This is a genomic window from Pseudomonas sp. yb_5 (genome assembly GCF_043103865.1).
Taxonomy (GTDB): Bacteria; Pseudomonadota; Gammaproteobacteria; order Pseudomonadales; family Pseudomonadaceae; genus Aquipseudomonas; species Aquipseudomonas putida_Y.
Genome location: NZ_JBICKE010000039.1, coordinates 1 through 22,653, shown reverse-complemented (window position 1 = coordinate 22,653; position 22,653 = coordinate 1). Strand labels below are relative to the sequence as shown.

At 59.7% G+C, this 22,653-nt stretch carries 12 protein-coding genes; 6 read left to right on the top strand and 6 right to left on the bottom strand.

The features are described from left to right. Positions 1 to 30 precede the first annotated feature (30 nt). Genes ACF8GF_RS05105 through ACF8GF_RS05080 form a run of 6 tightly spaced genes read left to right on the top strand, consistent with a single transcriptional unit; the run spans position 31 to position 14,044 of the window. Entirely contained in the window at positions 31 to 1,836 is a 1,806-nt protein-coding gene (locus ACF8GF_RS05105) for a hypothetical protein (RefSeq protein WP_392487741.1), read from the top strand. Between the two features lie 38 nt (positions 1,837 to 1,874). Next, positions 1,875 to 4,340, top strand: a complete 2,466-nt coding sequence (locus ACF8GF_RS05100; protein ID WP_392487740.1) for a hypothetical protein — start codon at positions 1,875 to 1,877, stop codon at positions 4,338 to 4,340. Between the two features lie 59 nt (positions 4,341 to 4,399). Beyond that, positions 4,400 to 6,754: a hypothetical protein gene (locus ACF8GF_RS05095; RefSeq protein ID WP_392487739.1), complete on the top strand. Its 2,355-nt coding sequence runs from the start codon at positions 4,400 to 4,402 to the stop codon at positions 6,752 to 6,754. 4 nt (positions 6,755 to 6,758) lie between these two features. Next, positions 6,759 to 9,650, top strand: coding sequence for a hypothetical protein (locus ACF8GF_RS05090; RefSeq protein ID WP_176685437.1), 2,892 nt, complete (start codon positions 6,759 to 6,761; stop codon positions 9,648 to 9,650). Continuing rightward, positions 9,647 to 10,144, top strand: coding sequence for a hypothetical protein (locus ACF8GF_RS05085; protein ID WP_176685438.1), 498 nt, complete (start codon positions 9,647 to 9,649; stop codon positions 10,142 to 10,144). Before ACF8GF_RS05090 ends, ACF8GF_RS05085 begins: the two co-directional genes overlap by 4 nt. Before the next feature lie 36 nt (positions 10,145 to 10,180). Next, positions 10,181 to 14,044 carry an RHS repeat domain-containing protein gene (locus ACF8GF_RS05080; protein ID WP_392487738.1) on the top strand — a complete coding sequence of 1,288 codons (3,864 nt, stop codon included), beginning with the start codon at positions 10,181 to 10,183 and terminating at the stop codon, positions 14,042 to 14,044. Positions 14,045 to 14,094: 50 nt separating this feature from the next. On the opposite strand, the gene ACF8GF_RS05075 is transcribed toward ACF8GF_RS05080, so the two are convergent. The 6 genes from ACF8GF_RS05075 to ACF8GF_RS05050 form a co-directional block, all read right to left on the bottom strand. Continuing rightward, the gene (locus tag ACF8GF_RS05075; protein WP_176685440.1) at positions 14,095 to 15,189 is read right to left on the bottom strand and encodes a fimbrial protein; all 1,095 of its coding nucleotides are present in this window, start codon (positions 15,187 to 15,189) and stop codon (positions 14,095 to 14,097) included. Positions 15,190 to 15,245: 56 nt separating this feature from the next. Next, positions 15,246 to 17,735 (bottom strand): fimbria/pilus outer membrane usher protein, encoded by a 2,490-nt coding sequence (locus ACF8GF_RS05070; protein WP_176685441.1) that lies wholly within the window; start codon positions 17,733 to 17,735, stop codon positions 15,246 to 15,248. A gap of 33 nt (positions 17,736 to 17,768) precedes the next feature. After that, positions 17,769 to 18,521 (bottom strand): molecular chaperone, encoded by a 753-nt coding sequence (locus ACF8GF_RS05065; protein WP_176685442.1) that lies wholly within the window; start codon positions 18,519 to 18,521, stop codon positions 17,769 to 17,771. Positions 18,522 to 18,601: 80 nt separating this feature from the next. After that, on the bottom strand, positions 18,602 to 19,141 hold the full coding sequence (locus ACF8GF_RS05060) for a fimbrial protein (RefSeq protein WP_176685443.1): 540 nt from the start codon (positions 19,139 to 19,141) through the stop codon (positions 18,602 to 18,604). Between the two features lie 219 nt (positions 19,142 to 19,360). Continuing rightward, positions 19,361 to 19,771, bottom strand: coding sequence for a PA2817 family protein (locus ACF8GF_RS05055; protein ID WP_010952919.1), 411 nt, complete (start codon positions 19,769 to 19,771; stop codon positions 19,361 to 19,363). A 68-nt stretch (positions 19,772 to 19,839) separates the two neighbouring features. Continuing rightward, a complete protein-coding gene (locus ACF8GF_RS05050; protein WP_176685444.1) occupies positions 19,840 to 22,287 on the bottom strand; it encodes an acyl-CoA dehydrogenase in 2,448 nt (815 codons plus the stop codon). Positions 22,288 to 22,653: the final 366 nt, after the last annotated feature.

The window sequence follows — 22,653 nt, the reverse complement described above, 5'->3', positions numbered from 1 at the left end:
CGGACATGTGCAAGGCGGAGATATTCATACATGGACATGCCAGACGTTTCACACCTTAATGAACGTATGAACTCTGTCGATCTGGACGCGCTTGGCAGTGCCGATCTGATGACTTGGATTAGCTATCCCGGCATTGCCGAGCACGACCTGGTATATATCAACTGGCGGGGGTGCAAGGCCGACAACAGTGCCGAGGACCTCTTTGGCGAACGCGAAGTATTGAGCCTGGATGCCGGCCGCGGGGAGATCCTGATCGATAACGCACTCGTCACCGCCTTGCGCGGTGGCCAGGTGTTCTATTCGTTCACGCGTCTGGATAACGCCGGCAATCCTGTGGGGCCTGAGTCCAAGCGTCGTTTCTTCTTCGTTGACCGGCCCGCTGAAGGCATATGGGCTTTGCCGGTCGCCCACTTGCAAGATGCCCATGAGGGGGTGATCGACGTCAACCTGCTCAATCCCGAAGGCATATTGCTGGCAACAGCGCCCTATGCCGCCATGGCCAAAGGTGACAAGGTTTTCCTGAGTTGGGAGCCCTGGTTCAACGAGTCCTTGCCAGGTGAGCCGTTCGAGCAAGTACTGGAAGTGCAGGAGTCTGATCCTGGCCGACCACTGCTGTGGCACCTGGATATCGGCGTGGTCTTCATGTATATCGGCGGGTTCGCCTTTTTGCACTATCGCATCGAATTCGCCGATGGCACCAGCAGCCGGTCGCCAGTGCAGCGCTTCGACATCGTTTCGCCCGCCGCCGGCGACCCACCGCCGGCACCTTTGCTGGCGGCGCCGCGTATCCCAGGGGCGACGGATGGCGCGCTGGATCCTGATGACGAAACCTATCGCGCCGGCCTTCTGGTAGAGGTGGAACCCTATCCGGAGCTGGAATTGGGCGATTCCCTGGTGCTCTATGCCGTAGGGCCGGAGGTGACGCTGCGCAGCCTGCGTGTGGATGTGAGTTCGGTGGACAGCAAACGCTTGACCTTTCACCTGGAGCGGGAGTGGCTGCAGAGCGAGGTCAACCGCGGCAAGCGGTTCGCGTTCAGCTATGAATTTTCGCGTCAGGGCGTGCAGATGCGCTCCCAAGTGCTGGATCTGGTCTTGCAGCGCAAGCTTTACCTGCCTTTACCGATAATCCCGGACGCCACGCAGGAAGACGGTGACGCGTCGTACCAGGGCGTGGTCCATCCAAGCAAGCTGGAGTGTGGCGCCGAAGTGCGAATCCCGGCAGAGGCCGAGCTGGGTGATGGCGCGGAGCCTGCGCCGACCGTCAACCTGCATTGGGAAGGGCACGGCAGCACGGGGGCAGCCATCGTTCCCCGGCCGCCGTCAGGTGACACACGCCTGTTCACGGTGCCGCGGTCGGCCATGGCCGCCAATCTGGGTAGACGTCTGTGGGTGTACTACACCGTCACCCGCGCCGGCGAAACGCCACGCACATCAGAAAAGTTCGAGCTGCGGGTAAGCGATTTCGATCAGCGCAGCTACCCGATAATTCAGGTCGAAGGTGCCGAGAACCGGGAATTGAAACTGCACGAAGTTCCAGTGAATGGCGCTTTGTGCACGCTGCCTTTTTGGACGTTCATGGCAGAAGGGCAATTGCTGGGTATCGAGGCGCAAGGCCGTTCGAAATCTGGCCAGAATGTCACGCATATTCTGCGTCCCCCCACCGAGGCGGTGACATACGACGAATATTCTGATGGCGTTATTGAAGCCTACCTGCCCAAACAGTTTCTCGGAAACCTGGAATTGGACAGGGATTTCAGGTTGAGCGTATCTGCAAGTTTCGATGACGGCGAAACCTGGCGGGCATTTCCAATCGTTGATCTTAAGCTGGTTTCTTAAACAGACGCGCCTGCGTGTGTGTAAATGTGAGGTGATTTATGTCGAGCAATTCGAAACAGGATTTGCTGGAGTGGTTGCAGTCTGACTACCGGATGTTGGGGTGGAATACGATTTTCGCTATCCAGAAGGACAAGGCGGACGCTTTGTTGACCCAGGAATATATACGGCGCTTCAAGACCAGCTCTTACCTGGACCCTATCAGCGGTGAGACGGCGCCGGACAATGGTTACAAGGTTTATATGCAGAACTTTGTTCTGGATCACCCGCGGTTGTCATTCGATAATGCCGATATCACCGGTTCGCGTGCCAGCCTGCGTATGAAAATACTCGGCGGCAACCAGGTAGGGCTGAAGCAGGTGGGGGCCCATTGGTACCCACAGCGGATCGATCGGATAGAACCTCTGGTCGGGCCAGAGCTGCGTCTGCGCCTGGAACTGTCCGACGTGCCTGGCTATGTCGCCGACAACGGCGCATTGACGCTGGACTTGCACAACAGTGATGACTTTGTGGTGACCTTCTCGGATTCCAGGCGCGTTCGCGAGCTGGGGGGGGACTTCTTCAAGGAGCTGTTCCGCGGGTTGCCGGACCATCAACGCGTCTGGTCATTCGGCAGCATCGAACATGGCGAAAATGACCTGATGCGGCCCGAGTCGTTCATCCTGCGTACCCAGCGTAACCCCTCGGTCGCCCTGGCCCCGATGGAGAGCGATGACGCCGATGACGTGGACGGTGCGCTCGTGGGGCTGGTCGCCATGGGGCCCAGTAACGGGCCGCAGAATATGCCTGGCCCGGAATACCGTTACTTGATTCCCGATGACAACGGTGATTACTCGGCGACGGTACTGCTTGATAAGGCCTGGGTGGCGTTGGCTACCGTGTTAAGCAAACTGCCATTGGAGTTTTTCACGAATGTTGAATTTAAATTTGAACGTGCAGAAAACGGTGATCTGACAGCGACTGCCATTGCAGGTGTAATACCCTCAGAGACAGCAAGTCATGTTGAGCCTTACCATGAGGCATACTGGCGCGGTAGTGTTGATTGCCGGGCGTACATCGATTTAATTACCGATGAGCTGCCGCTCAAGGATGTGCTGAAGTTTCGTGTGTCAGGGGAGCATGTGTCCATGGAACTGGTGACCGTTCATACAGCTACTGCGGATTTTACCCGCTATGAAGAAATCGTCGCCACGCCGCAGTCCTGGACGTGGGGGCACGCGTGCGTGGGGCTCTGGCATGCTGAAATCAATGTGGAAATAACAGCCAGTTGGCAGATACAAGACCTGCAAGGCGCTACGTTGAAACTTGAAGAGTATAAGCACAAAATATACCCCAAACAGGACGGTTCGTTTAAATTTGAAGGGGACCCCTACGAAGATCAGATCAGCGCGTTGAGCCTTTTTCATGTACTTTGGGGAGTTGCAGCGCCGAATGTTTCATTTGTCTCGCTGAGCACCGATCGCGGCCCCCTTGCCGCAGCAAGAGCCGCACTCGCCAAGGACCTTCGTTCAGACCTGTACATGGAGGAATTGATCGATAAGACCATCAAGCTGAACTTTGGTGGCGCGATACTCGCAGGCGAGCGGCACATGCCCCGCGACATTGCCTGTTTTGGCAGCGTCGCTCCACAGCTGACCACGTTCGCCGTCACCCCCCTGGAAAAAATCGTGACCCACGGCAGCACGTTGCAGCTTGCCACCGTCCCGGCGCAAGCCAACGTAACCTGGTCGGTCGAGTCGGTAGAGGGCTCCACGGATGACCCGGGCCATTTCGACCAGCACACCCATGGCCTGTATCTGGCGCCCGGGGCTGCGGGCATCGAAGGTGAATTTACCCGGGTGCGTGTCACTGCCACTGTTCCAGGCTCAGGCTTTGCCAGTTCGGCCCTGCTCACGGTGGTCAAGAACGCACTGCAGGTCAGCCCATTGCTGTCGGTCTGCCAGGTGGGCGACGAGGGGGTCAGCCTCAAGGCGGACAGTGTCGTTGAAGGACCGCTGCAATGGCGCATCCTCGGCGCTTCACCCCATGGCAGGCTGGCGCAGGAATCGGGCACGACCAATCGCTATATCCCCGGCGAGAACCTGCCCGACAAGTCATTCATCGTCGAAGAAGTCGAGGTCCGTAACAGCTTGACCGATGAGCACCGGACGCTGTGCATCGTTACCCAGATGACCCTGAAACGTCCCTCTGATGTGGTGGTGGACAAGCGCGATGAACAACACGCCAGGGTCTGGCTGTCGATCCATTTCAGCGGGGAGTCACGTGTCGACCAGTTGACGGTGGTGCATGGCCCGGGGCAGATCGATATCGATGAAGACGGCAAGCCTTACTACCAGGCCGACGCCGCAAGCCCCGCACATTTCTGCGTGGTTGGCGCCGTCTGGAGGCTCTCCCCCGACTCACCCATCACGCTCGAGGGCTTCATCGTGCTGCCGCTGCCGCTGGGGCAGCACAGTCAAGCCTATCAGGCCCTTGAGCAGGCAGCGCAACGGGCAACGCGCAGGTAGTCAACCGGCGTTCACCTAAACCCATACCTTTCAGCACTCCAGTTGAGCGGGGCCACATCATGCCTACCAATTACCTCTCGGTCATCACGGCCTGGATGAAGCACAACCACAAGCACCTGAACTGGGACCTGACGTTCGCCACGCGTCCCGAGGCCATCAACGACCTGCTCGCGTTGGCACATTGCAGCCAACCGGACAGTGCCCTGGGCGATATCGAAGGTGAGATCGCCATGCCAAATTCCGATGTCACCCACATCCTGACGGGCTACCGCATGGGGCCGCCCGCACTGGTGGATATGCAAGCGAACTACACGTCGCCCAAGGTCTGGCAAAGCCTGGCCTTGGAAGGCGGGAGCCATCTGGTCATGGACAAGACCGAGGGGCTGCTGAGCCTGTCGGTTCACGACCTGCTCGACCCGTTGCCGGTCACTCAGAAACTGCTGCTGAGCACCGATGCCCAGGGCGTGAGCGCCGACCTGCGTGAAGGCACGGATACCGAGCTGGACCTGGGCGGTGGTTTGCCACAGCGGCAGGCCGCCGGGCGATTCTTCAAGGAAGTGCTCAGCGGGTTGGGCAGCGCCCGGCAGGTTTATCCCTTGGTTGACTTCAAGGCGCTGTCTGGCAACCCCTACCTGGCGGTTCGGCACAGTGAAGTACGCACCCACGTCAGCAAAGCCGACGGCAAGTCCGCACTGGTGATATTCGCGGGTATCAACAATGGCTCTGTGGGCAACCTGCCCGCTGAGCAGTCCGATTACCCGTTCCTGCTCCCCGATGATCTTACGCAACCGGTCGACAGCGCACTGTTGCTGACGTCGCGCTTCCTGCACCGTGCAGCTTACGCCACGGGCCTGGCGCAGATGCTCGAGGGCGGCGCGTTCGATGCCCGGTTCGATGAAGACAATAACTTGCAGCGGCTGGATGCCACGGCCGGCCTGTTGGAGGTGTACCCCAGCACTTACGAGAGCGACAAGTATCAGTTTGCCTGCGAGGGTTTCAAAATTGCCGTAAACGCAGGGGCGCCGGCCGGCGATCAGGGGCGGGCTGCCCTGGCGGATTTCCAGCCCTTTCTGAGTGTCACCTTCGAACACGATGAGGTCCGCCAGCACTGGAAGTCCTATTGCACGCTGACGTTCACCTACAAGCCCAAGCCAACGGGTCCTCTGTACAGCCGAACGGCAACGTTCCAGTTCGACCTGCAAACCGTGTTCACCCTGAATGCGCCTGCATCACCTGAGGAAAGCGCTGGCTGTATGTTGCTAGGGCAGGTTTTGTGGCCGTGGCAGGCGGCCGAAGTGACGGAGGTCAGTGGCCTGCCCAGCGACACGCCACCGGCACTGCGAGAGGAGATTTATGCGTTTGTCGCCTTCCTGGTCAAGCAGGCGGTACTTGAAGGGCTGGCCAGGGAGTTGACCGCGATGATCCCGGAACAGGTGATGGCCGGTCTGTCGTTGGTAGACGGCAAGCGCCTTGTACCGTTCGACTTCCAGTTACCCGATGGAATGGCCGTGTTCGCCAGCGGCTATGGCACGGCCGGCATGCGCATCGTCGATCGCCCCGTGACGCTGGCACCCGGGCAGCGGCATACGTTCAGCGTTGAACCGCCGCGTGAAGGGCTGACATGGTCCCTGGAGGCTTTGCCAGGCACTGTCGGTGATCTGGGGCGCATCGACCCCGCCAGCGGTGAATACCGGGCACCGCCTGCGCACGCCATGGCGGGGAAACCCGTGCGGGTCCGGATCATCGCCACCGACCCGGGTACCAACAAGCAGGCCATCAGCATGGCCTCTGTGGCGCCCGCAACATTGACGGTCAATCCACTGATCCGGGTCTGCTACTTCGACGACACACTGACCCTCACGGCGGGTGCGCAGACCGGAGACCTCGACTGGTCTGTGGTCGATGATGGCGAAGAAGGACGGGGCTCGGTCGTCGCTGAGGGCGATGGCAGGCGTTGCACCTATACCGCAGGCAGTAAGGTGGATGCCAACGTGGCCTACGTGCTCGATCAGGTCAAGGTACAGAACCGGGAGACCAGCGAGTCGCGTTCAATCTATGTGCTGGTACGCCAGCGGCGGCCTGAACTGGTGATCGACGTCAAGCAGTTGCCCGATGGCGACCTGCAGTTGACAGGTATGTTCGATGGGGTAGGCCAGCCAGACACTCAGTGGGCATTGCCAATTGCAGGGACTGGCGAGATCGATGAGGCCACTGGCCGCTATTCCCCTGCATCTGCCGACGCCGATGCGCGTTTCGCGCTGATTACCGCCAAATGGGCGATTCCAGGTTCTGTCTTCATCCTCGAAGGCCACCTCATTCTACCGCTGCCCCTTTCCTTGCACTTCGACGCTGCACGGCGCGCTGCCAGCCCGACAGGCCTGCGTGTGGCCACATCACCATCCATTGGAGGTTGAGACCATGTCCAATTCACTGGAAGAACTGCTCGAGCTCATGAAAAAGGGCTCAGTAACGCTAGGCTGGGGGGCGGTTGCTGTCTATAGCCGTGACCGGCTCAACCGCTTGCTGGAGCAGCAATACCTGACGCGCTTCAAGGAAAACCGCTACCTCCCGCCTTTCAGTCACACGTTCGAAGGCGTGGGGGTGAAGGAGGCCGTGAGCGTTGAGGCGCTGGAGTTCGGTACGCCCTTGCTGTCGTTCAGCAATGCGTCGACGAGCGATGCCAAAGCAACCCTGACCATGAACATCATCAAAGGTACGGTGAACAACAGTGGCAAGTTGGTCAGCAGCGTCGAGATCACCGAGGCGTCGGGGTACTGGCTGCAGATGGAGGTCGACCTGGAGACCGTGCGCGGTGAGGTTCACCCGTACGGCCTCGTTGCGCTCAACCTTGCCAAGGGGGGGCGGTTCACCAGCAACCTGTTCGACGATAAACCCGACCTCGCTCAGCAACTGATCGACGCACTGCAAGCCTGGATGGGTGAGATGCCTGGCCGTTGCGCCAGGTTCGAGCTGGGCACCGTGGACTTTTCCGGTTATGGCCCGCTGACACCTACAGGCTTCATCCTGCGCACCCAGGCGGCACCTGGTGCGCGAGTACGCGATGCCGTCAACTACGGCGATGGCGCAGTGCTGGTGTTCATCCGCCTGCGCGATAGCCTGCTCGATGGTCAGCCGCCAGGCACAAGCTACCCGTATCTGTTGCCCGACGGCGGTTACTCGGCAACGCTGGTGCTGAACAAGGACATGCTTGGCCATGCCTCCGACGACGGCCTGGAGCTGCTCGCCCGACTGCTGTTCCCTGAGCTCAATGCCTTTGTCAAGAAGGTGGACAGTACGCCGCTGGACCGCGTCATGTTCGGCAATATCGACCCGTTGCGCACGCAGCTGACGGTGAAACCGACCTTGGGCACCGTGGTGACGGCCGGCAAGACGCAGCAGTTCCGGCTGTACGACGGCAAGGATCAGGTAATCACTGCCAGCGCCTGGTCGGTGATCAACCCGCAAAGCCATGATGACGCAGGGCATGGTTCGATCGATGGAAATGGCCTTTTTACGGCCCCGTCACCGGAAGTGATCGGGCAAGAAGTGCAGACATTCATCATCAAAGCTGAATACAAGCAGGGTGAGGAGACTTACCATGCCGCCGCCCGCGCGCTGGTGATCTCCGAGCCAGTGCTGGCGATGCCTGCCTTCGGCGCATATCGCCCGCAAGAGAGTGCGAACGGGATCGACCTGTGGAATGCAGGTAAAGGCAACGTCAGCTTTGAAATGCTCGGGCAGCCGCTGGGCCAGATAGCCAGCCTGGGCAATGGGCGCTCGCGCTTTGTGCCTGATCAGCAAGCCGGCCGGCGGATTCTGGGCGTGCAACGATTGCAGGCCGGTTCAACGGCAAAGGGCTACAACGCGCTTGTCCTGGTGAACAACCAGCCACTGGTTTCGGTTGACCCACCTTTCGTACCCAGGCTCGGCCACGGTGAGGTCACCCAGCTGAGCGAGGTGAACCGTATCATGCCCAACGAAGCGCGGCGTTGGCGGATGCTGGCAGGGCCGGGCAGCGTCTCGCCATCGGGCCATTTCCGGGCTTCTGAGCTTGCTGTTTCGCAACCCAACGTAGTGACCTGTGAAGTGGTGCGCAACGGTGTCGTGTTCGCGGCGGGCTACAGCGTGGTGAAAGAGACCGCGGTCAAAGCCATCAGCGGCTGGGTGGATCTGCAGCGCTTTGCCCTCACGGTCGGCAAGAGCCCTGACGGTGTGATCGGCACTGTGGGTTCCAATGGTTACCAACAACTGGAACTCGAGGTCACCGTCGAAACCATGCAGGCGAATGGCCAGGACTACAAACTGAGTCTGGACGAGATAGCCTCCATCGCGCTGTTCGACAGGTCGGGGATGAAGATTCCTTTTCTGTGCGGGGATGGGATTGACTCGGGCTCTGGCAATGTCTGGCGCACAAACCTGAAGCCGAACGATTTCATCCGCGCCAATGAAAGTCTCATGGCGACTGAAGGGCAGGGGCCGCAGCCCGCAGCGCCACGAGGTGCGGAGGACCGAACCATCCGCCTGCAGATGTTCTTGCACCGCCGCGGAGCCTCTACGTCGGAAGTTTTTTACGCCGGTTTCCAGGCAAGGACCGGGCGATGGTTCTACTCGAACGACACCCGTCATCAGAATGCCGAGATCGAGGTCAAGGTACACACGCCGGACGCCTACAAATCCACAGACTACACATTTACCCGCACACGGGCGGCGGGTGGCGGTGGTAATTCGGGCTCGACAGAACCGGAGCACGAAGATTTCGACCTGCACCCGGAAACCGACGATTACTGGATGTTGAGCTACAACCACGGGACCTTCTATACCGCCGAATTCGTCAAGGCCAAGGAAAGTGATAACGACAGGGATGTGAATACCTCGATGGTGCGCTGGGAAAGTTCTTTTCCAGAAGAGTACTACCGCAGTTATACCGGGTATGTTTTTCAGGGCTACAACGAGCCGCTGCCGAAGTTTGTTTCCTTTGATCCCGATTCGAAGCCTTTGATCGATGGTGTCGAACGTGAAGTCAGCTCGGTGTACCAGCCCGGTCTTTTGGCAATTGTCAATTTCCGTCGGCGGGATCTGCCCCGTTATGTTGCAGCCCCTCATAAGGCTCTCTTTGAGAAGCTGAGTAAACCGTTATATGTTCAGTTGCGCGACGCTCACGCGAATTTGCATATTGTCCAGATCGATTACCTGCCCGCTGACACCATTGGTGATCGTAATATTCTTGTCCACACGGTCCCCTTGCGACCGACGGGCAGACAAACTTCAATTGCCCGGCTTAGTAATTACCAAGAAGGAGAACACGTATGAAACGTTATCGCATGGCAGCCGTTGTAATCGGTATGTTTTTCGGCTTCCACAGTGTGGGCCAGGCAGCGACCGGGCCAGTTCGTCCAGGTACGATTCAGCTCGCCGAGAATATGGACCCTTCAGGGCTACCCAGTGGCAAGCAATGTACGGTCTCGGGGAAACCGGGTGAATTCACAGACTTCGAAATGTCGAACACCACCTGTAAAAATGATTCGATTTCCTACTTCAAATTCAACAATGTACCCTCAACGACATTGGTGACGTTTAACTCCGAAGGAGACTGCAACAAGACGGATGACTGGAGGTTTGTCGTTAAAACAACAAAACAACCGACTACTACGGGTTGGATGAGTATCGAAGAGCTCAATGCGCATGGTGTAGGTGACCCGGTGACGGCGGGATTGGAGCTGGCTAAGCATGAATATGATCATGGCAATATCAAAGGCAAACTATCTTGTGTGCGCATTTTGGTGCCGCTGAGCGAAGTCCCGTAATCATCAATAGTCTTGATTGTTTGATGGAGCTAACTAATGACCACATCCACTTCAGTGCATTCCAATGCCTTTAATTTTTCTTCCTATATAGAAAGCGGCGTTGATCCTCGCACCGGGCAATACACTGTGTCGATCAGGCTGCCCGAATTGCAAGGCAATGATTTGCAAGGCCCAGGTTTCGAACTGGCGTTGTTCTACAGCCCTTTGAATGGCGAGGATTCTGGATTCGGCAAGGGCTGGAACCTGCAACTGACACAAGTACGCAAGCACATCGTGACATTGAGCAGTGGTGAAGCGTACAGGATTACCGGTAAGTCATCGGTTACCGGGCGACTGGAAATGAAAGAACAGAAGCTGCGGCAGTTCGATCTGTATGAGGATCCCCCTGGGCCCGGTGGGGCCGCACGTTTTCGCGTGGAGCACCGCTCAGGGTTGGTCGAGGTGCTGCAAGTGATGGGCTCGGGAGAGGGCGAAGTCGCTTTGCCCGTGGAGCTGCATTCACCGCTGGGGCACATGTTGCACCTGAGTTACCTACCCTTCGGCAAGGGTCACATGCGTTTGAGCGAGGTCCAGGATGAAAGTGACGTGCTGCTGAGGCTGCAACGCAGCGACAACAGCCGTGTCGAACTGCTTTGCTACCCTTCCGGTGGTGATGATGGTGGCCCGCTGGCCCGGTATGCGATGACGTTGCGCGAAAGCGACAACCGGGTCAGTGAGATCATCCTGCCCACGGCCAATCAGGCCCGCTGGCGCTTCACTTATGAGGACGTGTTGGGGTACTTGTGCGTACGTGAGTGCACAACACCCTATGGTGGGGTGGAGCGCGTGTTCTACGAGGACGCCGGGCATGAGTTCCCACGCAGCGCAGCACGGGACAATCTGCCTCGGGTTACCCGCCATGAAACCGATCCACGCTTTGGTCAGGCGGCGAAAGTGGTGCGGTATGAGTACCCCGGCACGCACAACTTCATCGGCGGTGGCAGCACCATCCCGTGGTCTGATGAGGGCCTGGACAATCTCTATGAGGTGTCGGAGGACTATACCTACAAGTCGATTCAGATACAGGAAGTGCGCAGGCAGCCGGTGCGTACGATCACGCGTACATTCAACCGCTTCCATTTGCTCACCGAGCAAGCCACCGCTCAGGGTGACAAGCTGTTGCAAGCCTTGACCCGTTACGCTGACAAGGCTGGCAAGTTCGAGAGCCAGGAGCCTTATTTCCAGCTGCCCCATGACGAAACCCAGCGTTGGTCGCTGATCAGCAACCCGTCCCGGCAGCGAGAAGAGAAGCGAGTCACCCGCTATGATAGCCACGGCAACGTGTTGACTCGCCTGTTGCCGAATCAGGTACTGGAAACCAATGTCTGGTACTCGGCCGAGGAGGAGGGGGATGAGCACGGTTTCGTGCGCAACCTGAAGACCCGGACCGTGCAACCCGCAGCGACAGGGCACGGGGCGGCCGCCACCTTGACCCAGGCGTTCCAGTACCGGGCGCTGACCCCGTTGGGTAGCTACCTGAAGCAGCCCTGGCGCTTGTTGGAAAGCGAGACCCTGAGCGAATCAGGTAGCACGCCTGGTACGTTCCTGGAAAAAATCAGCAAGCTTTACCAGGAGGAATCGGCCGAGCGCTTCAGCTATGGGCGAGTCAGGCAGCAAACCGTCAGTTACCCCGGTGTCGATGGGGGCAGCCCGTTCGATACCCTGACCCATTATGGCTACTCCCTGCCGGACGATGAGCGTGCACTGCAGACGTTGGAAAAGCTGGTGGGCGTTGACGGTGAGTCCAAGACCATCACCTTGCGACATTCCCTGGAAACGGGCGAGCCGCTGCTCAACCTGGACGACAACGGTGTCGAAATCCGATACTACTACGACGCTTTGCGTCGGGTAACACGCGAGGTCGTGGCGCCAGGCAAGCCTTTCGAAGCGGAACGCAATTACAAGTACTTCCTCTGCGCATACGACAACGAGCAGGCCCAGCAATGGGCCTATGACGTGAAGCAAGTCGAGACGCACACGCTGCTCGACGGGCTCAGCCGTCCCATCTTCGAAGAGCGCGCAGACAAGGACAGCGCAACGTATGCTGGTGCTTTGCGGCCTATCTACCGCGCTCGTCACGACGAACTGGACCAGCTGGTCGAGGAAACCGAAATCGACTGGCTGGGTGATGGTTTGCTGGAATTGACCAGCCACATCAGTTACGACGACTGGGGCCAGAGGTACGCTGTCCTGAATCCGGATGGCACGACTCAAGTCGAGGAAATCGACCAGGTGGCGAGCAAGGACGGTCCGGTGCATCGCGCCTGGCGTGAGGTGGAGCACTCACGGGTCAGCGGCATCAACGAGACGTGGTACAACCTGTTCGAGAAGCCGGTGCGGATCGAGCGATTTGCCCTGGATGGAAGCACCAGTATCAGCTTGCAGGTCAATGACTACGATGGGCTTGGCCGGCTGAGCAGGGAAGCTCAAGGAAGCGGTACAGGCCAGCGTGTGGTTGAGTATCGTTACGACGCGTTCGACCGTGTCCGCGAGGAACGCCTGGCAGATCGAGTCAACACGGTCTATCGCACCTATGCCGGGCACAGTCGCAATGACCTGCCGGTCAGCATCAAGGTGGGTAACACCGAAAACGCCGCCGTGTTGTTGGGCGAACAGGTGTTCGATGGCCTTGAGCGGCGAACCGTGGCCAAGACCGGAGGGCGAGAGCAGAAATTCGAATATGACCCAGGTGAGCGGCAACCGCATTGGGTGCAGGCGCCGGATGGTACCCGGATCGAGTACCAGTACCGGCCAGCGTTGGGTGAAGAGCCCGTCCTTCGGGTCCTCTCCGGCAAGGAAGCGAAATACGAGTATGACCTGAAAAATGCCAGGCTTACCCATTGCGAAGAGCCTGGGGATGACGAGAATTCCGGTTACACATTGGACCGTAGCCATTTCCTGAGCAACGGCGAGGTCAAGCGCGAGTCGCGTACGGTGGATGGTGAAGTGTTCAGCATGGCCTACGACTACAGTTTTCGCAGTCGCTTGCGTGCCTATGTGGATGTGCTGGGGCAGACACAGCTCTACGATTTCGACGATGTCGGGCGCCTGGAAAAAACCACGCTGCACGCGCCTGAGCCCAAAAGGTCTCGCTACCGGCTGCAGCGTGCGCCTTCCGGGCAACTGCTGCTGGAGTCGACGTTCGGGTATGACCGCCAAGGACGCATGGCGTCCATTACCACCACCGATGCCAGCACCGGGAGTGCTTTGGCAATTCTGCTCGAGTACGATGAATTCGACAGGGAGATCCTGCGGACCTTCGATTTTGGTGACACCGTGCAAACGTTGGCACAGGACTATGATGAGTTCGATTGTTTGAAGTCCCGCATTCTGAAAGAGCGCCCGAAGGGCAGCGACGAAAGCCAGGCCACGCTGTTGCGGCATGAGACTTACCAGTACGATCGGCGCGGGCGGCTGCAGATATACACCTGTGATGGCCCTGAAGCGCCCGTGGACCCCTCCGGTCAAACCATTGCCAGGCAGATATTCGGCTTCGATGGCCTGGACAACATCCTCTCGGTGATCACCTACCGCCCGGACGGGTCGTTCCAGCGGACCTTGTACGAATTCAAGAATAGCGATCCGGCACAAATGAGCCGGATCATTCCGCCTGATGCGCTACTGGGGAGCTATGACGTCGATCACGACCTGGAGGAGTTGTTCAAGATCGTCAAATACGATCCGCAGCTGGCTATCGATTTGTGTTACGACGACAATGGCAACCTGATCAGTGATGAGCAGGGTCGGGTACTGACGTATGACGGGCTCAACCGTTTGCTCAGGGTCGAGACCCCGGACGGTGAACGCTGTCGCTACAACTATGACCCAGAGAACATTCTGTCCGGCACGGCCCCTGGCTAAGGGCACCGGGGGGGGCGACGAGGCCGGTATAGGGACCGGCCTCGTCGCATTCAGCGGTAGCGAATGGTGAAGTTCAAGGCGCCCTTGGCCAAGCCCGGGCGCAGGTTGCTGTTGGGTTCTGTCTGGTAGAAGCGAGCCTGAAAATTCAAAGGCACGTTATCGCTCGTCAGGGGTACCAGGTCGATCTCTTTGTTCAGGGGCATCGATACCCCGTTGTACAGCATCTGAATACCTATGCCACGGGCTGCGGAGTCGTCGGTCAGGCTGAACACGTTTTCATCCGCAGGGCCAATCGGTCGAGAACCATTGATGCCATCGAGTTCGATGGTAGCGAGGGTCTCGTTACCCGGGTCAGGGTCCACCTGGCAGTTGCTCAAGCGGACCTGGAATGCTGCAGGAGGCGTGGTGAAGCCTGGGCCGGTGAAGTCGTTGACGCTCCATTCGCCAAGGTCCACCGGGTTGGCACTGACGTCTGCTGAAGCATCGCACTGGGTCTGGATGACCATTGCCCTGAGGGTGTATTCCAGAACTTTGCCAAAGCCTCCCCAGTCCAGATGGCCGGTCACCAGTACGCCATCCAGCTGATGCTCGCCGGGCGGCAGATCGCCGGTCTTGACCAGCGTGATCCTGTGCCTGAACGTGGCTAGCGTGGCCGGGCCCAACAGGGTCTGCTCGTAATAGGCCGTGAACGGCACCCTGGGTGGCCTGCTGTCGGGGATGAACTGGTCGGTGCCACCGAGAAAGGGGTGCAGCAACTCTACGATCGCTCCGATGCCTGGAATGTTGGTCCTGAGGACGGGGGCGTCGAGCAAGCGCCCATCAACCGCAGGCAGCGGAGGATGTACCCCGCGGGCGGCCTGGAAGTTGAAATTTATCCGCTCGCCGTAGGTCCGGCACAGGAGGGCAAGGTTGTTCTGGTCGAGAGTGGCTTCGAACAGCTCTGGGGTGCCGATCGTTGTGCCGATCCGCGCATCGCGTGGCACATAAAGGGTGTTCAGGTCGCGGACATGGACCTTGAGGTTTGCGCTGATCAGCGGTTCGAACTCGCAGCGGGTCTGGTCTACCGGCATGGCCATGGCGTTTGCAGCCGGCCATGCCAAGGTGGCGAGCAGCGCCTGGAGAAGGGTCTTGTTGATGCTTTTCATGGGGGTCCTGAAAGGCGCGGTACGGCCGTGGGTAAGGCTGCACCGCGTGAAGGTTGCTAGATACAGGTCAGGGTTTGCTGGCGATAGCCGTCGACGACGGGAGCGTCCAGTCCATCGAGATGCACTCGGCAGCCGGCGTTGGGCTGGTCGCCCCAACTCACCTGCAGCGGTTGCTCCTGGCTGGGGTTGGTGAGCATTACCAGGCCCGCCTGCCCGACCATGCCGAGTTGGGTACCGTTCTCGGCCAGCACCTGGGCCCCAAAGGGCAGCGGTTGACCCTGGGTATCGTGCAGGGTCAGTACAAGGCGTGAAACGCGGCGTGCCTCGAAGCGGTGCTTTACCACTGCACCCTGGCGAGGCACTACCTGGGCGATGCCGTTGTCGATTTCCACATCAGGATCGAGACGGTCGGTTTCCAGGACCACCGAATTGGTCCGGTACGGTTGCAGGTAGGGCAAAAGTGCATAGCCGCGTGAATTGGTGCGCGTACCTGTTGCATTTTGCAGGCCCACATTGGCCACGCCAGGGACTTCGATCAAGGCCGCGGTATCTCCCAGATATCGGCCGAACTCCAGCCCGTCAGCATGCAGCAGCACCGCACCACTGGCATTCAATGACAGGCTGCGGTAGTTGTGGGCTTCGGTATAGCCAGCACTCACGCTGGCATAGGGCGCCTGATGGCCGAGTGACAGTGCCGCTGTCTTGCGGGCGTGTTCGTCACGGCTCAGGCTGGTGCTGTAGCTCAGCGCGCTGTCACTGCCGCTGAGCGTGGCGCGCTGGCTGTAGCCGTTGGCGTTGTGCTGCAGGTCGAAGGTCGCATTGGCGCGGTGACCGAAATGCAAGGGTACCGTCACGCTCAGGCCGAACTGACGATCACTGCCGTAACGGTCGGTCAACGATTGTGAGGCGAACAGGTTGTAGCCTACACCCCGATGCTGGGTGTTGAAGTTGAACTGGTATTGCCGTTGGGTGGCATTGCTGCGCCAGTAGTCCTGTTGCGACAGCGTCAGGGTCAGCGAGCTGGTCCTGCCCAGGCTCTGGTGGACCGAGGCCTCCAGGCGGCTGCGGCGACTGCCGCTGAACGTAGTGTCTTGGCTGCGCTGGCGCACCACTTCATCGAAGTCACGGTAGCCTTGGGTCGAATAGCGATATCCGGCAAAGCGCAGGTTGGTTTGGGTGGTGAAGGCCTTGGCATACTTCAGGGCGTAACTGGAGCCTTGCACCTCGCGCTCATGGGCATTGTCGATTGCGCTGGACGCCTGCGTTACATCGAAGGCCACTGCACCCAGGTGGCCCAGGTCCTTGCTAAACCCCAGGTTGCCCGCGCGGTAGAATTCGCTGGCCATCAAGCCGCCGTAAACGGTGGTGTCCCAGTAGGAGCCTACGGCCAGCGTGCCTTGCCAGAGCAGAGGGGTCTCGAGGTCGCTGGAGGGGTTGTAGCGCCCGACCGTGGCACTGTAACGCCATACGCCTGGGCGCAGCAGATTGCTCATGGTCGAGTACGGCTGGATGAAGCGGCGGACCTGGCCATCGGCCTCGGTCACGACCACTTCCAGCTCGCCGCTGCCTGCGGTACTCAGGTCGTCGATGGCGTAGGGGCCGGCGCTGACGTACGTCGAGTAGATTGGATAACCATGCTGCCAGATCTCGACTTTTGCCCGGCTCTGGGCCACGCCGCGAATGATCGGGGCATAGCCGCGCTGGTTGTCGGCCAGCATGCCCATGTCCGAGGCCACGCGCACGCCTGATATTGGCACCGAACGGAACACTTCCCTGTCCGTGAAGGTTTCGCCAATCGTCAGATTGGCGAGGGTACCCGGTATATCGCGCTGTGCGTAGGTCTGTGCCCGGGTCCATTCCGTTTTGCCCTGGCTGCCCTGGCGCCAGGACTGGGTACTGCGCAGGCGCCATTCGCCCAGGTTGATACCACTGTTCAGGTACAGGTCGTTGCTGGTGTAACGGCCAGAGGAGCGATTGCGGCCGTTCAGGGTGGAGGCCTGATAGTTGATGAAAGCGGCATTGATACCACTGTCCCAGCGGGAAGGGTCGACCTGGTTGGCGGTGTTCCGGCGCATGGCGATCTGCGGAATCGAGATGGCCAGGTGCAGATCCGTAGGGGTGAAGACGATTTGTGCACCAGGAACGACAGTCAGCAAGTCCAGGCAGGCACTCGCCTGATCCTCTGGATTGGCCAGAGCGTCCAGGCGCATTCCCCATTCGCCAAGCAGCCTGGCTGGCAGGCATGGCTGCAGCTCACCATCCGGGCCTGGCTGGAAGTCCAGCTCATGCTGGCCGGCAGGTTCAAGATTGACCTGTACCTCTACCCGGTAGCGGCCAGGCGCGAGCCCCTGATCGCTGGTCAACATGCTCAGCGACCAGGCACTCGCTGCTTGCGGTTGGCCAGGCACTTGGCGCAGGAAGCCGCTCTGGAACCCGGAGTCTGCCTGGGAGTAGGGCGCTGAGAGCAAGGTGGAGCTACCCAGCAGGCACAGCAATGCGCTGCGCTGGCGGCGCATAATGCGCCAGCGTAGTGGGGGGAGGACCATGATGACGATTCCTGTTTGCGTGCGAGGCAGGCCCTAGTTGGCCGGTTGAATAGGCGCGCTCAGCGGTTCGGTGAAGCCACCGTAGTCATTGACGATGGAAAAACGGGCCTGCAGGCTTGAGGCGCGAGTGATGCCGGTCAGCGGGTAGGCTTTTTCGCCAAAGGGTTCCAGCATGGCGGTGTTTTTCAAGGTGGTTTGCTGGCCTTGGCCATTCACCTCCAGGCGGTTGAAGGTGATGTGGAAAGGCGATGGGTTCTTGACCACCAACTGCTCCACCCCGTTACGTACGCTCAAGGAAAATGTCAGCGAGTTCAGGTGATCGGTCGGCGTACCCTTGAGTGTGTGCGGCCGATAGAACAGTTTGATGCGTGTGCGCAAGGCGATGTTGAGTTGATTGCCCGTGTCGCTGCTGACTTGCGGAATCTCCTGCACGTTGAAGAAGAACAGCGACTCGCGGTCGTGCGGCAGTGTATTGGGCAGTCCAATTATCTTTAGAAGTTGTTCACTGTTCGGGTTGATCTTGAACAGCGGTGGGGACGTTGCAAAGGGGACGCTGGTCGTATTGTCGTCGGCGTCCGTATTTATCCAGGCCTGCACGGCATAGATGCTTTTCGATGGATTTCGAACAACGACGGATGTACTGCGTTTGTCGCCGTTGAAAACGAGGCGCGTGTTGTTTAATGTCAAGGCGGCATGACTGCTTACCGAGAGGGTAAGCATCAATAAGGTCAGGCAGGCACAAGCAACGACGCGGGCGGGTATCGTGAATGTTGACGGATTGGTCATCGGGTAACTCGCTGCATCCAGACGCACAACTACGCCTGGATGGTTTAACCGTGCAAGGACTGCACAGAATTTATGCGTAATTATTGATAGTCGACGGTGTAACGAACCTGGGCGGATGCAAGGCCGTGCGTCACGGTGCTGGCAGTGGAACGGTAGTAGGCGTCGAACCGGAGGTCGGTTGGGCCTGTCGCGTTGAGTGGGTAATCAACCGAGGTTCCACCAGGTTTGATCGAGGCCTTGGAACTGTCCCTGATGACAATCGAGATGTTTTCTGCCGTGCCGGCACTGGTACCAATGCTGAAATAGTCGCCGCTGGCATCAGCGGCACCGTCAAACTTCACGAAGGCATTGTCTTCGCTGATGCCACAGACTGTTTTGTCGGGTACGCGGATGTTAAAAGATGCGCCACGGACTTCAACGTTGGCAGCGGGGAATCGCCCCATGGGAATTTCGCCCATGGCGACGCGGTCACTGACATTGCCGTCACCGGGATTGACGATCTCGATAGGGCACGTTTCGGGCGTGATGCGGCCTTCAAAGAATATCGAGCCGGAAGCGAATGCAGCATTGCTTGCCAGGCCAGTAAGCAGGCCGAGGGATAGTACTAAGGACTTCTTCATGACATAACCTGATTGGGTAAATGGGTCAAGTTTCAGTGCGGGGGTGGGCTGGGTCTTTCCAGTTTTCCGTTTTCGCCCCGGCGCTGATTCTATTTGTCATGAGATTTATCGGGCTGTAGGAATAAGCCGGACAACTTTGCGATCTTTCGCTTTGTTACAAGATCTTGAGGTGTAGGCTTCCACAGGTGCCCTGGCGTTACCAGGGCACGTGAAATCAGGTTAATGGGTACTGCTTGGACCACTCTGGCTCAGCAGTTGCTTTTCCAGGTTCCAGTCGAATGGCTCTGCGTTCAACTCGGCCTCGTGGCGACGCTCTTCAAGCTGCTGATAAAGCGCCAGCTCCTCGTCTGGCATGAAGTGCAGGCAATCGCCAGCGAAAAACCACAGCAAGTCACGCGGCACCAGATGAGCGATCTGCGGGTAACGCTGGATCACCTGACACATCAGGTCCTGGCCCAGGTACTGGCTCTCAAGCGGATCCTGCGGCAATAGCGTCAGCAGTTCGTCGAAGCGTTCGAGGAACAGGGCGTGGCTTTCTTCTGGCACCTGTTCTGCTTCACCCAGCGCCACCAGAATGGTACGCAGGTGCTGGAGCAGTTGCAGGTGATATTCCAGGTAGGGGTTGGCCATGGAATGGGTCCTCGGTATGGCTGAAACGGGGGGCGGAGTATACGCCGCCCCCCCTTTCTCGCGAAGGGTCAGCGCACCTTGCCCGGTTCGGCGAGCAACTGCGCCTTGTCGAAGGCATCGACATCGATCACCTTGCGTCGAGCCTGTTCGGCTTCGTGCAGCCGCTGGCCCTCGCCGGGTTGCAGCACGCCTGCCTCGACGGCGGCGTCGATACCGGACTGGCCGGGGGCAGGCTGGACTTTGCCTTCCTTGACGGCTTGGTACAGGGCCTTGCTCAACTGTGCCGTGTCTTCGAGCAGGTCACTGGCCCGTTGCAGATCCGCGACCGGGTCGTGTTGTGCCTGCGGGCGGTAGCAGCCGGCCAGCAGTTCCTCCAGTGCCGGATCGCCCTTGCGCCGGCCGATCAGCTCGGCCACCTCGGCATCCAGTTCATCACCGGGGCCTTTATGGCGGCGGCCGAAGGGGAATACCAGCACCCGCAGCGCGCAGCCGACGAAGCGGTTGGGGAAATTGTCGAGCAGGCGGTCCAGCGCACGCTCCGTCTGGGCCAGGCTTTCTTCCATGGCCCAGCGCAGCAGCGGCTGCAGGTATTCGGGCGAGCCTTGATCGTGATAGCGCTTCAGGGCGGCGCTGGCGAGGTACAGATAGCTCAGCACATCACCAAGCCGGGCGCTGAGGCGCTCGCGACGCTTGAGCGCCCCACCCAGCAGCATCATCGAAAGGTCGGCCATCATGGCAAACGCCGCCGCCTGGCGGTTCAAGGCGCGGAAGTAGCCTTGGCTCAGGGCATCGCCCGGCACCCGCTCAAAGCGACCCAGCCCCAGGCCGTAGACCAGGGTGCTGGCCGCATTGCCGGCGGCGAACAGGATGTGTTTCATCAGCAGGTCATCGAATTCCTTGAGTGCCTGATCGCGGTCTTCACGCCCGGCCAATGCCATTTCCTTGAGCACGAACGGATGGCAGCGAATGGCGCCCTGGCCGAAGATCATCAGGTTGCGCGAAAGGATGTTGGCGCCCTCGACCGTGATGAAGATCGGCGCACCTTGCCAGTTGCGGCCCAGGTAGTTGTTCGGGCCCATGATGATGCCCTTGCCACCGTGCACGTCCATGGCGTGCTGGATGCATTCGCGGCCACGCTCGGTCAGGTGGTACTTGAGGATCGCCGACAGCACCGAGGGCTTTTCGCCCAGGTCCACCGCCTTGGCGGTCAGCAGGCGGGCACTGTCCATCAGCCAGGCGTTGCCGCCAATGCGTGCCAGTGATTCCTGGATGCCCTCGAAGGCCGCCAGTGGCACGTTGAACTGCTCACGGATATTGGCGTACTGGCCGGTGACCAGGCTGGTGTACTTGGCAGCCCCTGTACCCACGGCAGGCAGTGAGATGGAGCGGCCCACCGACAGGCAGTTCATCAGCATCATCCAGCCCTTGCCGAGCATGGCCTGGCCACCGATCAGAAAGTCCAGCGGTACGAACACGTCTTTGCCGCTGTTGGGGCCGTTCATGAAGGCGGCGCCCAGCGGCAGGTGGCGTTTGCCGATTTCGACGCCGGGCGTGTCGGTGGGGATCAGGGCCAGGCTGATGCCGAGCTCCTCCTGTTCGCCCAACAGATGGTCGGGGTCGTAGGCTTTGAAGGCCAGGCCCAGCAGGGTGGCGACCGGGCCGAGGGTGATGTAGCGCTTTTCCCAGTTCAGGCGCAGGCCGATGACTTCCTCGCCTTGCCACTGGCCTTTGCAGATGATGCCGGTGTCGGGCATGGCGCCAGCGTCGGAACCGGCCAGCGGGCCGGTAAGGGCGAAGCAGGGGATGTCCTCGCCACGGGCCAGGCGCGGCAGGTAGTGGTTGCGTTGTTCGTCGGTGCCGTAGTGCAGCAGCAGTTCGGCAGGGCCGAGTGAGTTAGGCACCATCACGGTGGAGGCCAGGTCGCCGCTGCGGGTGGCCAGTTTCATCGCCACCTGGGAGTGGGCGTAGGCGGAGAAGCCCTTGCCGCCGTATTCCTTGGGGATGATCAGGGCGAAAAAGCCATGTTGCTTGATATGTGCCCAGGCTTCGGGCGGCAGGTCCAGATCCTGACCGATCTGCCAGTCGCTGACCATGGCGCACAGTGCTTCGGTCGGGCCATCGATGAAGGCCTGCTCTTCTTCAGTCAGCTTCGGTGCCGGGTAGGCCAGCAAGGTGCGCCAGTCGGGGCGGCCACTGAACAGTTCGCCGTCCCACCACACGGTGCCGGCGTCGATGGCTTCGCGCTCAGTCTGCGACATGGGCGGCAGGGTACGCTGGAACCAGCGGAATACCGGGGCGGTAAACACTTTGCGCCGCCACTGCGGGAGCGCGACCAGGGCGATCTTCAGGGCCAGCACCACCCAGATCAGCGCCAGCAGCCAGCCGGGTGCACTGCTGAAAATGCCCATCAACAGCACATAGGCCGCCACGATGCCGAGAATCTGCAAGGGCGCCAGGCGCCGGTGCGTGAGGTACGCCGCGCCGATCACCAGCACCACCAACCACAACAGCAACATAATCGGTCCTCCTTGGAACCAAGGGCTTGAGCCATTCCAGACAGCTTAGACGCAATGCTGTGAACAGCATGCTCAGAACAGTGACAGGGTGTGGCGGTGGGAGTTTCAGTTCATTTGTTCGCCTGTACCGTTCCATTCTCCCCTACAACGGTATGTGGCGAGCCCCCGATCGATGTAGGAGCGGGCTTGCCCGCGAATGCGATGGTGCTGCGACGCTGAATGATCTGGGACATTGGCCGGCAGGTCCGGCCCTTTCGCGGGTGAACCCGCTCCTACGACGGTACGTGGCGAGCCCCCGATCGATGTAGGAGCGGGCTTGCCCGCGAATGCGATGGTGCTGCGACGCTGAATGATCTGGGATATTGG

Bases quoted from the DNA above. Each gene is read 5' to 3' on its own strand.
- ACF8GF_RS05060 (WP_176685443.1), bottom strand. From the start codon at position 19,141: ATGAAGAAGTCCTTAGTACTATCCCTCGGCCTGCTTACTGGCCTGGCA.
- ACF8GF_RS05080 (WP_392487738.1), top strand. From the start codon at position 10,181: ATGACCACATCCACTTCAGTGCATTCCAATGCCTTTAATTTTTCTTCC.
- ACF8GF_RS05095 (WP_392487739.1), top strand. From the start codon at position 4,400: ATGCCTACCAATTACCTCTCGGTCATCACGGCCTGGATGAAGCACAAC.
- ACF8GF_RS05090 (WP_176685437.1), top strand. From the start codon at position 6,759: ATGTCCAATTCACTGGAAGAACTGCTCGAGCTCATGAAAAAGGGCTCA.
- ACF8GF_RS05065 (WP_176685442.1), bottom strand. From the start codon at position 18,521: ATGACCAATCCGTCAACATTCACGATACCCGCCCGCGTCGTTGCTTGT.
- ACF8GF_RS05075 (WP_176685440.1), bottom strand. From the start codon at position 15,189: ATGAAAAGCATCAACAAGACCCTTCTCCAGGCGCTGCTCGCCACCTTG.
- ACF8GF_RS05105 (WP_392487741.1), top strand. From the start codon at position 31: ATGGACATGCCAGACGTTTCACACCTTAATGAACGTATGAACTCTGTC.
- ACF8GF_RS05050 (WP_176685444.1), bottom strand. From the start codon at position 22,287: ATGTTGCTGTTGTGGTTGGTGGTGCTGGTGATCGGCGCGGCGTACCTC.
- ACF8GF_RS05100 (WP_392487740.1), top strand. From the start codon at position 1,875: ATGTCGAGCAATTCGAAACAGGATTTGCTGGAGTGGTTGCAGTCTGAC.
- ACF8GF_RS05085 (WP_176685438.1), top strand. From the start codon at position 9,647: ATGAAACGTTATCGCATGGCAGCCGTTGTAATCGGTATGTTTTTCGGC.
- ACF8GF_RS05055 (WP_010952919.1), bottom strand. From the start codon at position 19,771: ATGGCCAACCCCTACCTGGAATATCACCTGCAACTGCTCCAGCACCTG.
- ACF8GF_RS05070 (WP_176685441.1), bottom strand. From the start codon at position 17,735: ATGGTCCTCCCCCCACTACGCTGGCGCATTATGCGCCGCCAGCGCAGC.